Annotated in this window: 5 protein-coding genes and 1 pseudogene; 2 read left to right on the top strand and 4 right to left on the bottom strand. The window is 54.7% G+C overall.

What is annotated here, in order from left to right; all coding sequences use genetic code 11:
- Positions 1-146: 146 nt before the first annotated feature.
- Positions 147-515: pseudogene (locus hmeg3_RS23805) on the top strand (helix-turn-helix domain-containing protein); the annotation flags it as partial.
- A 125-nt stretch (positions 516-640) separates the two neighbouring features.
- On the opposite strand, the gene hmeg3_RS23810 reads toward hmeg3_RS23805, so the two are convergent.
- Genes hmeg3_RS23810 through hmeg3_RS23820 form a run of 3 tightly spaced genes read right to left on the bottom strand, consistent with a single transcriptional unit; the run spans position 641 to position 12,792 of the window.
- Positions 641-1,054 carry a hypothetical protein gene (locus hmeg3_RS23810; protein WP_094565919.1) on the bottom strand — a complete coding sequence of 138 codons (414 nt, stop codon included), beginning with the start codon at positions 1,052-1,054 and terminating at the stop codon, positions 641-643.
- Complete coding sequence (locus tag hmeg3_RS23815; protein ID WP_094565920.1) at positions 1,051-11,058, bottom strand: hemagglutinin repeat-containing protein; 10,008 nt, start codon at positions 11,056-11,058, stop codon at positions 1,051-1,053. The genes hmeg3_RS23810 and hmeg3_RS23815 overlap by 4 nt, the downstream gene beginning before the upstream one ends.
- Positions 11,059-11,097: 39 nt before the next feature.
- A complete protein-coding gene (locus hmeg3_RS23820) occupies positions 11,098-12,792 on the bottom strand; it encodes a ShlB/FhaC/HecB family hemolysin secretion/activation protein (protein ID WP_232511790.1) in 1,695 nt (564 codons plus the stop codon).
- 396 nt (positions 12,793-13,188) lie between these two features.
- Here hmeg3_RS23820 and hmeg3_RS23825 point away from each other — a divergent pair, with 396 nt between their 5' ends.
- A complete protein-coding gene (locus hmeg3_RS23825; protein ID WP_094565921.1) occupies positions 13,189-13,662 on the top strand; it encodes a hypothetical protein in 474 nt (157 codons plus the stop codon).
- A gap of 125 nt (positions 13,663-13,787) precedes the next feature.
- On the opposite strand, the gene hmeg3_RS23830 is transcribed toward hmeg3_RS23825, so the two are convergent.
- The gene (locus hmeg3_RS23830) at positions 13,788-14,690 is read right to left on the bottom strand and encodes a hypothetical protein (RefSeq protein WP_094565922.1); all 903 of its coding nucleotides are present in this window, start codon (positions 14,688-14,690) and stop codon (positions 13,788-13,790) included.
- Positions 14,691-14,986: the final 296 nt, after the last annotated feature.

A 14,986-nucleotide genomic window follows, 5' to 3' on the forward strand; every position in this document is an offset into this window, starting at 1 on the left:
AGATATCGCGAAAGATTGCGAGTGGTAAGTTCGTACCCTTGACAACGGACGGCTAATGGGTGACCCACTTTGCTGGGAATTTTGCATCGAAAATTGACCCACGTTTGAGACACAATCCTACCTAAGCAATCAGGTAGGAGATTGGAGTGATCGACGAGGCATTACTAGGAATTATTCGGCGCTGGCACTTACGTGACCAGATATCGCTAAGGGAGATCGCCAAGCGACTTGGCATCTCCAGGAACACCGTTAGACGTTACCTGCGCTCTGAAACTGTAGAGCCAGCCTACGCTGACCGGCGTTCAGCCAGTGCTCTGGATGTGTACACATTCAAACTATCCGCATGGCTTAAAACCGAATCCACCAAATCTAGGAAGCAAAAGCGCAGTCTCAAGCAGATGCACGCAGACTTGTGTGTGTTGGGATTTGAAGGCTCTTATGATCGCGTTGCCGCGTTCGCCCGGCAATGGAAAGTGGATCAGTTAGACAGGGTCAATGCTGCGAGCAAAGGAACAAAGTACTACTACCACTCCCCCACACACACCGGCAAACCCAAAATACGCAGGCCGTATTTTTAGTTATTAAACTCACAGACACACTTGAATTGTTTTTTCAGGAACGTTCGCGATACTCATTTAGATTATCCTTGATCACCTCTGAGGACAGAGTTCAGAGAAGAGTTAATATCGTCTCCCGTAATAACTTCATCGGTTTCCTCATATCCTTCCGGTTTGTTGTAGTCGTACTCAACGTTGAATTTTCCATTCGGATATAACGTAAATGTCAGACCCCAAATACGTTGCCCCGTTTTTCGAAGAATTTCTTGCCGAAGAAACCTGACCGCGTCCATTGATGCACGCCTTTCTTCTTTTGGCGGAGGCTCGCCCTGTTCATCAAGTTTTCCTTCATATTTTAACGACCATTCCGCAGATACCATCTGCGATAACAAACCGTACTTTGCATTCAGAGAATCCCATTTCCTACCTGAAGGAAACTTGAGAGCGGCTGCAGCTATTTGCTCATACGAGCGACTTAGATCATCATGACTGTTCATTGGGAGAACTCTTTAATAATAGATTTTCCATTTACAACCATTGTGACCTCAAAGTAATTTGGTCTTACACCACCGCTTGATGGATATCCAACATCAATTTTTACCGCCACCGTTTTCCCCGCCAGTAATTCATCGCGAAGAAAGTTTTCCATGACCTTCCAATCGCCACGATTAAGCGTCGACGCTTGAGGTACTAGATTGACGCTGTCTCCTGCGCCTCCCAAACTTGACGCGATCAAGTGACCACCGTCATCTCCCACGCAACCGCTCTTTCCGGCACAAATCTGCTGGTAAGAGTTGCGATCCATGGTATTCAGATTCAACGTACCATCAACCTTGCTTACTCTGCCCGACGCATCAGTGATGTAGGTGTGTCCATTATCCAGCACGTACGCCGTTTTAGGCATTAACGACCCTGTAGTGCCCGTGTTTATTGCTGGATCCCAGTTCCCTTTGGCACCGGCTGGAACTTCTACCACACGCTCAACTTTAGCATTCTTGGCTAGTTTTTCAATATCTACAATCTCATCCGATATCCGAGTAATCTTCTTGATTGTGCCTGCACCGCCTCCCGTCGGCATATTGAGCACTAGTTCAGCAGCCGCTTTGGCCACTGCCGCCCCGTCGCCCGTCTCATAGGCTTGGGCCAATTTTTCACGTTGCATCGGTGACATTGCTCCGAACAATTGAGGCCAATTGTTCGCATCACTCAGAAAGTCCCAGGCGGCACCAGCTGCTTGCTTAATTTCTGTCTGCGCTTTTGGATCTCCCGTTAGTGCTTTGAAGCCAGAATACAACGCACCTCCCATCGCGTTGACACTGTCCAGTACGCTTTCTGCAGCCCCTTTCCCGATATTCCAGACCGTATAGTCCCCCATGGTCTGTTGCGCCAGAGTGAGCGTCTCATCTCGCTCGCTCGCATATACCGTAGTGATTCCAGGTTGGACGTTGAGGTTTGCACGGATATATCCCGCCGCTGCCTGGCGAACATCATTGAAGATTACAGTGCAAGATGGGGTACTCTTTCCCTCACAGGCTTGAAGTTCAATGTTGCGCTGTTTATCGAGAGCTTCTAACGATTTGAGCTCAGACTCACAAGAGCTATCGCATTTTCCAAGTAGCCGCTTATCTTGAAGCTGATTTAATCTCAATGCTTCCATGTGTTTGAGATAATTGTTCGTCGCCGCATTTGTCGCAATATTCCCACCGACGACCGTATCAAGCGTAGTCCCTCCAGTGAGTCCCCCCAAGACCATCCCTGCAGCCGTCGATAGGGCAATTACTGTATTGAGTTGACTGGAGGTCAGTTTTTCCGGATGGAATTTACCATCGGCATCATAAGCATCCGGATACAACTCTCGACTGATTGCCTGCGCAGCCAGTTCTCCTACGGCGCCAGCGACGGCACCGGCTCCGGCGCTACCGCCATTCGCTGCCGCGAGGATGCCGCCCAACACTGCATGGCTTAATACCTGCGCAGTCTTGTTCTCATTGCCAGGCTGTGAGAAATAGTCGCCGATAGCATTGGCAAGATAAGGAGCACTCGCGTTAGCCACCAGTTGTCCCGCGCTCTGCCCCGCGAACCCGCCGACCAACAAGGCCGTCACGGTTTTGAGGGCCTGAGTGTAGTCGCCAGTCGGCCCCCAGTTTTTCGCACTTTCCGCGTCGCCACGCTTAGTGGCAGCTGTGGCCATATCACCGGCAATTTGCGCGCTAGTAGCAATCACCGTGTTGGCAGCCGCAGCCATGGCCTGCTGTTCCTTCATCACGTTTCTTAAGTCCGGCAAGGCCTCAATTGCGGTATGCGCCGTCGCCAGATCGGTGTGTGCCCCAAGACCGGCGGCGCTGCTCGTGGCTTGGCCACCGATGATGATCTTGCCGTCGGTTAAGGTCCCGTAAGTTGTAGAACTAGCACTATCACTATCTTGCAACATGATGCCGGGAGTCAAATTGGGACTTGGGGCCCCCTTGCTGTCCTGTGACTTTGCGCCAGCCTCACTGGCATTTTGTGTAGAGGTACCGCCTGTGCTATCGGCCTTTTTAAGGCTGCCACCAAAACTTCCCGAAACACTCATCGTGTCCGCCGAGTATTCCATCTTGTTAGCGATGTCCTCGAAGCTGATCGCTTTGGCGCTCAGATCTGAGTTACCCGCGTTACTGCTGGCGATGGCTCCACCTTTTAGGGCGACGGTGTCCGCGGTGACGTGGTAACCACCATTGCCAGCGAACAAACCCGACTGTTGATTCACAAAGCTGCTACTACCGTTGGCTGTCGACTGCGACAGGCTGCCGGAAGCTTCCCAGGCAGTCCCGAAGGAGATCTGCACGCGACCGCCGATACTACTCTGCTCACTATGCTGCGTGATCTGGTCTTGCACTGATTCAATCGTCAGCTTGCCGCCGGTGAGAGCATTGACGGTATCTGCATGGACGGTGGCACCTTTGAGCGTCGTGTCGCCTTGCGATTTGAGAGCGACGGTATCGCCGCTCAATTGCGTGTTGCTGTTGGTGAGCGCGTTGTAGTCGTAACGGCCGTTACCGATGTTGGCGCTGATGTAGGCGTAAACACCGGTTTTGGCGCCAACCGAGAAGCCAACGCCGATTTCGGCACCAGCGCTGTGGTTGTCGCCATTGCTGACGACAGTACTCCGAGCGGCATCGAGCAGAATTTCACGTGCTGAATCCAAGGTCAGGGTGCTGCCGGCGGCGACGCTGGCTCCGGTGGCGTGGATATCACCCTCAGTACTCGTGAGGGTGACGTTGCCACCACCCTGGATGGTGCTTCCCTGGGCCTGCGTATAGCGAGTGTGGTCTTCGCTGTTGGCGGTGGCGAAACCGACCCCGACTTCACCTTTGATCAGGTCGCCACTACCTCCTTGTCCGGCGAGAGCGCTGGCAACGCTAGCGATCTGATACCCATTCGCCGCCGCTGCCAGGCCTTGCATGGCTTGTAGGCGGCCATCAGACTTCTTGGCATTCTCGATGTTGTTAGCGAGGTCAATCAGCGGTGAGCTGATGCGTGCGAATGCGCCGATCTTGAGACTCTCGCTGTTTTGATCATTGCTGCCGGTGTTGTCAGCCGTGTTGATGGTGATGGCCTTGGCATTGATGTCGATGTTGTTTGCTGCCAGAACGTTGCTGGCAGTCTGGGTATAGCTATCACCGGCGCGCAGGTTGACGTTACCTAGCAAGCTACCGACATTGCTGGCGACCTGGGTGACGCCGCTGTTGTCGTCTTGACTCTTCTCGGTGTGGTAGCCCGAGAAGCGCTCAGTGTCAGAGATCACGACTTTGCCGATAGCCTGGTTATTGCTGCGATTGGCATTGGCGAGAATATCCTGGCCGCTTTGAATGGTGAGATTCTTGGCCGCGCTGATACTGAGATCACCATTGGCGACCAAATTGGCGGCAGTGAGGGTGATGTCGCCTTGGGTCGTCGACAGCGAGGCAGTGCGGCCAGCCGAGAGACTGGTGCCCATGACGGTAGTGGTGGTGCCGTCGCCCTTGCCATTGTTGTTGAACATCCCGACCGGCAAGGTGCCGCGATTGTCCAGACTCCAGCCTTTGGCGATGTTGGTCTGCCCCTGAGTTTCATAGCTGCGCGCGACATCGAGCGTGATGTTGTCTTTTGCGATCAACAAGGCGTCGCCTGCCGCACTCATCGCAGTGCCCTGGCTGGTGATACTGCCGTCGGTAGCAAGCAGAGTCAGGTTATTACCGGCCGTGAGAGTGCTGACCTTGGCGCTGCTGGTGGCATAGTCCTGGTTGCTGTTAGCGCTGCGTGATCCGGCTTGCACTACAACAGCCGTGGTAGCGGCCGAAACACCATCGGCCGTGGCATCGGCACGTTTCGTGGCCTGTCCGAGGAAGCTGGTGCTGGGGTTGCCGCGAGCGCTTTGCTGATAGGCATTTTTGAAGGCTGCGAGAGGGTTATACGTTATTCCAACCGAGAAACCACTAGAGCTGCTCTCTTGCGTGCTGTGCTCGACGCTGGTGTTTTGTGCAGCACTAAGATCGATGCTTTTTCCAATCAGCGTGAGGTTGTTACCGGCACCGATATCGGAGGCAGTGACGCGCAATTGCTGACCCGCCTGAATTTGTGTATTTCCATTGAGGGAGACAATGGTTGACCCTTGCTGAGTCACCATCTCCGAACTACTCTCACCGTTGGCACTAGTTTTACTGTAACCAATGCTCGCGACACCAGCACCGAAACTCGCGCCAAAACCGGATTTTCTCTCGCTATATTGGTGGACTTCTTCGAATCTTTCGGCAGCGGCAGAAATCGTCACGTTATTGACTGCGGAGAGCGTGGTATCTGCGTTTGATACGATATTGCTGCCGATGATGTTCAGGTCTTTCCCCGCCTGAATCACGACACTGTCCCCACTCAGGTTGCTACCAACGGCATCCGAATAAGCTTGTTTCCCGTAGCCAGTACTACTCCTGCTAGATAAGAAGCTCTTGGACGAGCTCGTGGCATATTCGCTATAACTACGGAACGCATCCTCAGATACGACGTTGATATTCCCGCTAGCAGCAACGCTGAGCTCCTTGCCCGCGCTAATGTTGCTAGCGGCGATTTTTACATCTGCGTTTTCCAGCACGCCTGCCTTGATGCTGAGTCCATCAGCAGCGCCTATCTGGCTAGCGACCACATCTATGGCTTGGCTTTCAAATTGCGCAAAAGAACGGGATTGGGAGCGAGTCCTTACTGATTCGGACTCATTAAGAGCAGCACCAATCGTAACGGAACGACCCGCCAGGATTGAGCCGCTACCACTACCATCTGTGCCAATAGCGACTTGGGCCGCAGTCATACTGACATCTCGTTGTGCGACGATCTGGAGATCGCCGCCAGCACTTACCGTTGCGCCAACGTTATTGGTGCTCTTGTCGTGCCCGACATAGCCATTGAAATTGATGTCATAGGTACTGCCGGTCTTAACCGTGCTCAGATTGATGTCACGTCCGGCGTTCAAGGTGAGAGCGCCTGCACCAGCATCGCCAGATCGTCCGCTTGTCAGCGCAGCCCCGACGTTGTTGATATCTACTCCGGCAGTGATTGTCAGATTTTTTCCGGCCGTAATATCGGCTGCATTTGAAAGAGAAGTAAAGCTGCCGCTAGTCTGGCCATTCGCATAAGTCTGCTGGACGGTAAGAGTTTCGTTGCGGACACTGCCACCCGCGCTGATGACGATGTCATCGCCACGAATGCTACCGCCCAGATTAGCCAGATCATTCGAGGCGACCAGCACTGTACGCCCCGTACCATCGGCCCGCCCGTCGATCATGCCCCCCTTGTTGGTGATGTTGGCGGCCTGGATCGTGACATTAGAACCACTGACCAGGGCGCCGGTGTTCTGAAGCGCACTGTCGTCCAGATGCGCCAGATAGACGCGCGGTACCAGGACATCCTGGGTACTACCATCTGGCAACGTAACGGTTTGGCTGACCAGCCAGACGATATCGCTGGTCAGATGACTAACCTGGTCAGGTGTCAGCTCTACGCCGGGGCGCAAGTTCCAGGCTTGCGCTGTACTGACACCATTGCTAAGTAATTTTTGATATTGACTGTCGTCGCTGGCGGCACCGGTGACCTTGCCGGTAAGTTGTGCGATCTGCTCCCGCACTAGGCGTTGCTCATAGTAGCCGTCACCCAAACGCTTCTGCACCGTGCTTGGATCCACATTCAGCGCGGTCAGCAGATAGTCGCTGCTCAACCAGGTACGATGATCGGTGAACTGCGAACGCGTTTCTAGCAGATAACTGGCGCTTGTGGATGGTCGGAACAGTACGCCCGGCCGAATCGGTACCGGCACATTTCCGTTTTGTGGGAAGAGCGCGCCAGCGGGGAATCCGCTCATCGTCGGAAGGCCCGCCCCCGAAGGCAGCGTGCCGCCGGTTGGCGCATTGCTGCCGGGGCGTGTGGCAACGCTCCCCAGCATGCCGCCGATCGACTGACCACTTCCGGTAGCCGGAGCAATATCGTTACGAATATTGGCAGCGCTGCCTGCGGAAAGATCGGCATTGCTGAAATTGTTTGCTACGATGGTGACGCCACCGTTGCCTACAATCGCTCCCTGAGTTGTACCAATCACTTCGGAGATATCCGGCATGCTGTAGGCAGTGACAACGCCCCCTGTCGTCGTGAAGGTGCCGTCAAAGCTGTGCCTGCGATACAAGGTTTGCCCAAGATTGGAGATGTTTGCGTTAGCTCCGCCCAACCACAAGCTGCCATTCACCACAATATTGCTGAATTCGTTGCTCAACGACTGGCCGATGTTGATACGCGCGTTACCACCGGCGCGAATCTCCGCAACGGCACCGGCGCCGCTCGCCAGCCTGTCTTCGGTGGCCGTGTGATGCGCATTGCGGGTGAGCTCCAGCGCATCATGTTGTTGCGCGAGATAGCGTTGAGTGTCCCGCCGGAAGATGGTGTTGGGATCGGTATAGTCTTGCTCTGCCACGAACCTGATGCAGTTTGTGGTGCAATTCCCATATTGGTTCGAGTAGCCGGGCATCGGTTCCCAGTTGACGTCGCTACGACCATCGCGCGGATCATCGCCTCCGGCAACCTTGTCAGGGTTACTGACATTGCCGCTTTGTGCTGTGAAATACACTACGCGCGTACCGTCCGTGGCGCTCCCACGGCTGATCTGTCCGAAGCTGGCCCAGTTGGAAGAAATACCTTTATAGAAGACACTGTCGTCGGCGTGCGTTCTGATGACTGCACGACCAATTACATAGCCATCCGGCGTAATGATGTTCTTGGTCTCCAGCACATCGGCCGGATTGACATACAAGATCTCATAGGCGTTGAAATTCGATGAGTCGGGCTTGTAGTACATCTGGTTGCCGCCGTTGTGCCACCATGACGGCGCTCGCATTGCGTACGTCTCGTCGAGCGTCTGCACCGTAGTCACCCCCACACCGCTGCGGGTATTACGCAAATTGACGGCTGCCAACTCCATGTTGCCGCCAGCTTCGATGATCGAATCTTCGTTAGTGATCTGCGCCGTGCCGTTTACCAGACCGTTTGCATCACGTTGGTCATTAGCACCGATCGCCATGCTGCCGGCGCTGTAAATGACCGCATTGTTGCGATTGGAAAGAGCATTCGTCACCCACAGCGACATGCTGTTGCCGCCACCCAGCAAAGCATTGTTGCCGGTATTGTTCAACGTCTGTGCGCGCACGACCAGATCGCCACCCAGAATAACGCCCGTGTTATCGACGGTTGGTGCGGTGATATCCAGCAGATTTCTCGAACTGATTTCGCCAGCGTTGGTAAGGGTACCGCTACCGTTGATGGTGATCGCATCTGCCTGGATCGCGGCCGTATTGAGATTGCTGATTTGCGCTGCTGACAATGACAGCGTTCCCGCTCGCAATTGTCCGGCGTTGGAATAGTTGCCGGCCAGGTTCAAGACCATATTTCCGTTGGCGGCGAAGGCGGCCGCCGAGGACTGGCGGAAGCCGCTACGAGAAGCCAACGAAGCAGCCGCCTGGGCACCGATGCTACCGTCGTTCACTACATCTTGCGCAGAAATGCTCAGGGTCTTCGCTGTGATGGCACCTGTCCCCGTGTTGCTTAGTTGTCCATCGGCGATCAGCGATGCTGTGCCGCTAGAAGCCTGGATCTTTCCATCGTTGTACAGCGATGCACCTGCGTTACGCGCAGTCAGGTTCACGTCGCTTTGTGCGGCAATGGTGCCGCTGTTGCGTATGCTGCCGTTGGCATTCAGCGTCGATGCACCGGCCGTGGCAGTGATGGTGCCGTTGTTAGTTACGGCCACGTCGCTTCCTGCAAACGTGCCGCGGGCAAGATTGGCGGCGTCAACGTCTACCGCCTGCGTTGCCGTGATCGTACCGCTGTTGGTGGCGCGTCCGTCAGCGCCCAATTGCGCCTGACCGTTTGCAGCCTGGATACTGCCGCCGTTGTCGATATCAAATTGACTACCTGCGAACGGCTGGCCGGATGCATTGCGCGCGGCAATGATCACGCCATTCTGGCCCATCACAGCGCCGGTATTGGTCACGCCACCGTCGACAGTGAGCTGGACGGTGCCAGCGCTCGCACCAATATCCCCCGTATTGCGCACCCCATAGCGGCCATCAATACCATTGCTTCCCGATCCGCTTGCAACACGTATAGCTACGCCATCTCTGGCAAGAATTTTTCCGCCATTATCGACAGCGCCGGTAATCGCAAGGGAGATGGCACCACCGGCTACGCTGATCGTGCCGCCATTGCGCAGGCCTGCCTGCCCCGCAGCCGCCCCTATGTGGCGTGCAGCAATGTCAACCGCTGCCTGGCCAATCATGGAACCGGCATTGTCGATGCTGCCGTCCGCATCAATCTTTACCTGCCCCTGGATCGCGCTCATACTGCCACGGTTGTTCACATTGGCTGGCGCACCGGTAGCGCCGGACAAATCCAGACGTACATCATTGCGCGCGACCATGCTGCCCGCGTTATCAATACCTCCGTTGGTATTGACTGCAATGCTTCCGTTGACTGCACTCAAGGTGCCGTCATTGTGCAACGCAGGAATTCCATTCGGATTCTGCAATTGTGCCGTGATATTGATATTGCTCTGAGCAGTCATCGAACCGCTATTGTCGACAGCACCGCTTGCGGCAACGGTAACGTCGCCGTTGGCAGCCGCAATGCTGCCGGCATTGTTGACATCAGTGCTTGTAAGACGAACATCAGTCTGGGCAAGAATGGTGCCGCTGTTGTCGACCTTTCCATTGGCGACGACGTCGACCGCACTTCCTGCTGCGCTCAACGTTCCACTGTTGTGTACATCCTGCCCAGTGGCGCCGATGGAAGTCTGGGCCGTTACCGCACCTCCATTGTCGATTCGACCGTCGGTACTCAAGGTAACGTCGGACGTTGCTGCGGTGATGCTGCCTGTATTGATTACACCGTGGGCGGAGCTAGCGGCCACGCCAGCCGATTGGATGCGTATCTTGTCCTGGGCATTCAGGGTGCCGCTATTTTCAATGCGGCCATCAGCCGTCAGCGAGACTTCACCAATGGCGGCGCCGATATTGCCGGCATTGCGCATACCCACGCCGGATTCGGTGCCCACAAGGAAAATCTTGTTGGCATACATTCCACCTAGCTGTGCCACGTCGACGCCGAACGCCGGCGCAGCATCTTGCGCGGCGATGGGCGTCACTTGTGTGTGATCCGCATTGACTCGATTCGCACCCACGGTCACATGCAATTCCTTCGCCCAGATACCTGCGTTTACTTCTGTGGCGCGCGCAATGATCTCGGTATAGTCGGACTGCACATCGTTCAGTCCAGCCCCTTCGATCTTGACTCGTCCGCCACGTACCACATAACCGTCAAGATTGCCGCCATTCATGATGACTTCGCCGGTGGTGAGAGTAGTACGCGCTGAATTAATGAAGCCGCATCCATCGCAGGTCACTCCTGACGGATTGGCAATAATGACCTGGGCCCGGTCGCCTGCAACCTCCACGAATCCACGCAGATAGCTTGGATTGCTGGAATTGACTTCATTGAGGATCACGCGAGCAGTGCCGTTGGCCAGATTCGGATTGCGCTGAATCCAGCCCCCCAGTTGGGTCTGCACGTCGGATCGGGAGTTGTTCAGGACGGCGCCGTTACGCTGGACATCGAACTGGCTATAGGTATTGCGCGACACGCCCGCCGCGCTCGGCGTCTGGATATTGACCTGTGGGACGCCATTGGCGCTATTGACGACGACCGGCTGCTGATTGCGGGGTGCATTAGGGTCAGCTACGATTTGCGCCTGCGCCCGTGGCAGCAAGGTCATTGTCGCGCCGACCAGCGTCAACACGGCCAATCCTATCCAGCTCAAACGTGCCGCGGGCAGCGCAAAAGTACGACTACCTTCAGTATCGCGTGACGAACTTCCAGAGCAATTACGGACAGTTTCGGCAACCGCCATGAGCATGCCACGGGCTTTGTTGAAGATAATGCGATAACACAACTGGTTCATGTTCTTCTTTCTTCTCGTCAGGAAGCGGCAACGCCGCTGTCAGTACGACCACATCAGATTGAAGCCCGCTGTCACGCGGGCAGTCTGGAAACGATCAGGTTTGGAAATCGGCGTGCCGGCAAAGACTTCATAGGAGACGCGCCCGAATGCGCCGCGCAGTCCCGTCACCGCGCCGGCCAGGCGACGGCCGGTCAACAGCACTGCTGAAGGACCTCCGACTTGTCCGTAGTCCGCACCCACATAGACTTCCTGGCCGCTTTGCCCCAGCGCTGCGGAGAGCTCATTTCGGACAAACCAGCCGTTCTCGGCCAACAAGGTCACTTCACCGTCGAAGCCCCGCACGGTGTAGCGCCCACCGATTGAGAACCTGTCTTGAGGCGTCAACGGCGTGCCATTCCATTGGGCGCGGGCGGCGAACGAGTAGCGCAGCGCCTGCTTACCCCACGGTGCTTGCCAGGAAAAAGGGAGGTTGAGAGAAAGATCTGCCGTCGTAATCTGAAAACGAGAAGTACCTTCGCCGAATGCCTCTTCTGGAGCAGGCAAGGAATCAAACGCGCCTGTACCCCGCTTGTGTGCCAAGGACAGATCCAGCGTGGCGTCCCCGATGAACTCACGGTGCGTCACACCCAACTCCCAACCGGCGGTGCGACGACGCTGGACTTCCACTTCCGTGTCGTCCACGTAGTTGCTGGATGCTTTCAAAAAGCCCTTGAACGAGAACGCGGTCTTGCGTACGGCATCGCGATAGATCAAGCGAGAGAGTTTGAGCTCGTTGTTTTCGCTCTCGCCGCTATACATGTAGGTCTGATTGATGCCCGCCACAGCCTGGTGATAGCTGCTGGCGCTATTGGTGAACGCCAAAGCCCAGTAGCCAAAGGGCAGCGAATAGTGCACCACGTGGCTTTGGCTACCACGTATGCCGGCATCCCCGCCGCCCAGATCATGGTTGTAGCTGATGTAAAACAGGTCGCTGAGCGTCAACCAGTTGTCCAACGAGACCGTCACGCTTCCCTGATACTTTCCGGTTGATTTGGTGCCGCTGTCGTCGACCGACGCGGTCAGACGCAAGGGAATGGCCTGGCGATAGCTGATGACCAGATCGCTGTCGCCGGCTTGGGCACCTTGTCCTTCGCTGGGTGCGACCTTGATGTCCGCCTCGGCGGTGGGCACACGCTTGAAGTTCTCCAAGCCTTGCTCAATGTCGCGCAAGTTGAGTAGATCGCCCGGTGACGCAGGAACGGCGTTCCATTGACTGGCGCGCGGATCCGCATCTGCAGCGAAACGGATAGTGCGAATTCGCCCCGGCACCACCGTCAGGCGCAGTTCGCCGCTGGCAATGTCCTGAGGCTCGGCAAGCACGCGGGTGGTGATATACCCACGCGTAACGATTTCGTTCTGGATTCGCGCCATGACGATGTTGATGCCGTGCACACCAAGGCAACGGCCAATCGGAGGATCGTCACTAGCATTGAGCCCTGCCAGCGCAAACTGAAATCGCTGAGCTGACTCACCGGTGAGGGTGATGCGTGTCACCTGAAAGCACGGAGACTCGCCAGTTGGAATTTTTCCTACTGCGCCACTCGCCGGTTGCGTTTCAGGCAGCCGGACGTCAGGCTGCTGCTCTTGCTGACGTCGCAATTGGCGTTCTCGCTCCTGTTGGCGCTGAAACTCTTGAGCGGAGGCATCGGTCTGCGCGAAGACCGGCGCGACATTTCCTGCGCTGGCCAAGAACACCAGGGCCGTGAGACTCTTGACTATCCAATGTGTTTGAATGTGTGCTTCGTCGTCCTGCGCACGAAGTGCATCGCGGAGCTCGGCTACGTGAGCAGCCGGAGCTTGGATCGAGTTTGGAAAGACACCGAAGAAAAGCCCCGCCCAATAGCTGACGCGCTGAAATATTTTGTTATTGCAATGCAAAACACCACCCCGTAAAACCCCGTTTATTTTTAATTTAATTTCCGGGCGGAATTTTACGGGCGGGAACTCTTCCTACGGAGGAGGATGTTAGTTTAAGTAAAGATGGTGACCCAAAAGCAACAAATTCTTATCGGCAACATAACTTAAATTATCAAAAAATACACTAACTAATAAGTTGTGTACGGCTGCTATCGGCCACAACGAGACATATATATGAGACCTGAAATTCATTATCCCGCTGACCAGCAAAAACTTCAGCAACTGTTACCGCTGATTGAGACAGTGTTTTACCTCCATGAGTCTGGACCGCAATATACGAACGAGCTAAATCAGATTTCTCAATTCCTCGGTCGCATCATCGGCAAAGTTGATGTTCTCGGTGCGTTCGCTTCGATAAGCGCAAGTGAATTTGCGAAGCGGCTGGCGATAGACTGGCGTGCGATTCCCGAAGACCTAACAGATTCGGAGCTTTTGGAGTTGCTGGATGCCATTTATGAAGTTCGTGGAGACCAAGTGACTCTTAAATATTGGATTAGCTTCTTGGCGGTGAACACTGGTGATGACAGGATATCCGACCTCATTTTCTGGCCAAACGAATACTTTGGCGCAGAGTATGACGGTCGAGAGCTCACTTCCGCTGAAATGCTCGAGGTCGCGCGTCGTCGAAGGAAGGAAGAGAATTGTTAATTGTGACGTTGGTCCAATAGGCGCCCATAAGGTCCGCAATCGGCCAGCAGCGGACTTCCGCCTCTCAACTCGCTCATGCCTCAGCTATTTCTTTTAATGTCGGCATGATCTACTCTGGTATCGGTTTATTGTGCACTTGCCTGTTCGGCCAACTTCTCAGACCAATTTTTGGTCTGATCCTCCTCTAACGCATTCCCAGTGCTCTTGGTCTGGTCGCGCTTTTGATACAGAGCGTTGAGCATTTCCAAGAGCGTTTCTTTTTTCTTTTCATCGATTGGCCCTTTCTGCTTGTTGTTAGCGCTGGTCAGTTCCTGCTGCATCAATTGTTTATAGTTGGCTGGTGACTTCATTTGTTCGATGGGAAGCGCGGCGTCATACGCTGCTAACCCTGCCTCCAGCACGGCGCGCTGATCGCCAGTCGCTGAAGCCATGGAAACAAGTGGCCCCCAAAACTGCTTGTCCATTTCATTCATTTGGCCTGCCGCTGCAATGCGCTCGTTCGACGTATAGCGGCCAGAGTAGTCATAGTAAATCGCGGCAAGCTCGTTACGAGATAGTGCAGTAAACGGGCTGGGCCCCTTGCTAAGGGCATAGGCGGTCGCTTGCTTCGCTTGTGCAAGCCGCGCAGGATCATCACTCTTAGGCACTTCCGCATTTGCGCGATCTAACGCTGCTTGCGATCGGAAAGTCAAACTTGCTACTGCCTTTTCATACTTGGCATATAGCTCTCCTCGCGGTAGCGTTGCATCGGCCTCAAATGCCGCAACGTCAGGTGGAGGCAAAACTCCTACCGATTTTTGCTTGGTAATTGTTCCTTCCACTGATTTCGGAAGCTCAACTCCCTCACTGGCGGCAGACTTAGCCAGCTCGATCCCTTGACTGGAGAGGGTTACCTTGGCCGCTTGCGCCGCTACGGTCGCGAATGTACTTTGGCCCGCAGCAGAGTTGCTCGAAGCTTTTTTGTCGCCAGTCACCTTAGTGGTGGCGGTAGAGTCAGCATTTGTTTGTAAGGCAATTTGAATAGACATCAAGTCTCCAACTATTGGCTTTCATTCAGCATCGAGTCCTACCCGGCCGGAGCAATTGCGCAATCTTTGCTCGAAGATTTTTATCCGGTAGAGGGGCTCAATTTCAATAGGCAACTGTCAGCTCAACGTCAGAAATTGAGCCAACTTTATGCCTGAAACACAATATTTGGAAAATAAATTCAAGTACCACTTGGTATGTGAAATAAAAGTTCCGACTATTTGTTTTTCGCGAACGAATAATTTATTCCGTTGCGGACACGTGGCGATGGAGCTTAATAGAACGACTGAGTCTGTTT

The sequence above is a fragment of the Herbaspirillum sp. meg3 genome, assembly GCF_002257565.1.
In the GTDB taxonomy this organism is placed as follows: Bacteria; Pseudomonadota; Gammaproteobacteria; order Burkholderiales; family Burkholderiaceae_D; genus Herbaspirillum.

What these genes read in the sequence shown, in the direction of transcription:
- hmeg3_RS23810 (WP_094565919.1), bottom strand. Translation starts at nt 1,054, where the DNA reads ATGAACAGTCATGATGATCTAAGTCGCTCGTATGAGCAAATAGCTGCA.
- hmeg3_RS23815 (WP_094565920.1), bottom strand. Translation starts at nt 11,058, where the DNA reads ATGAACCAGTTGTGTTATCGCATTATCTTCAACAAAGCCCGTGGCATG.
- hmeg3_RS23825 (WP_094565921.1), top strand. Translation starts at nt 13,189, where the DNA reads ATGAGACCTGAAATTCATTATCCCGCTGACCAGCAAAAACTTCAGCAA.
- hmeg3_RS23830 (WP_094565922.1), bottom strand. Translation starts at nt 14,690, where the DNA reads ATGTCTATTCAAATTGCCTTACAAACAAATGCTGACTCTACCGCCACC.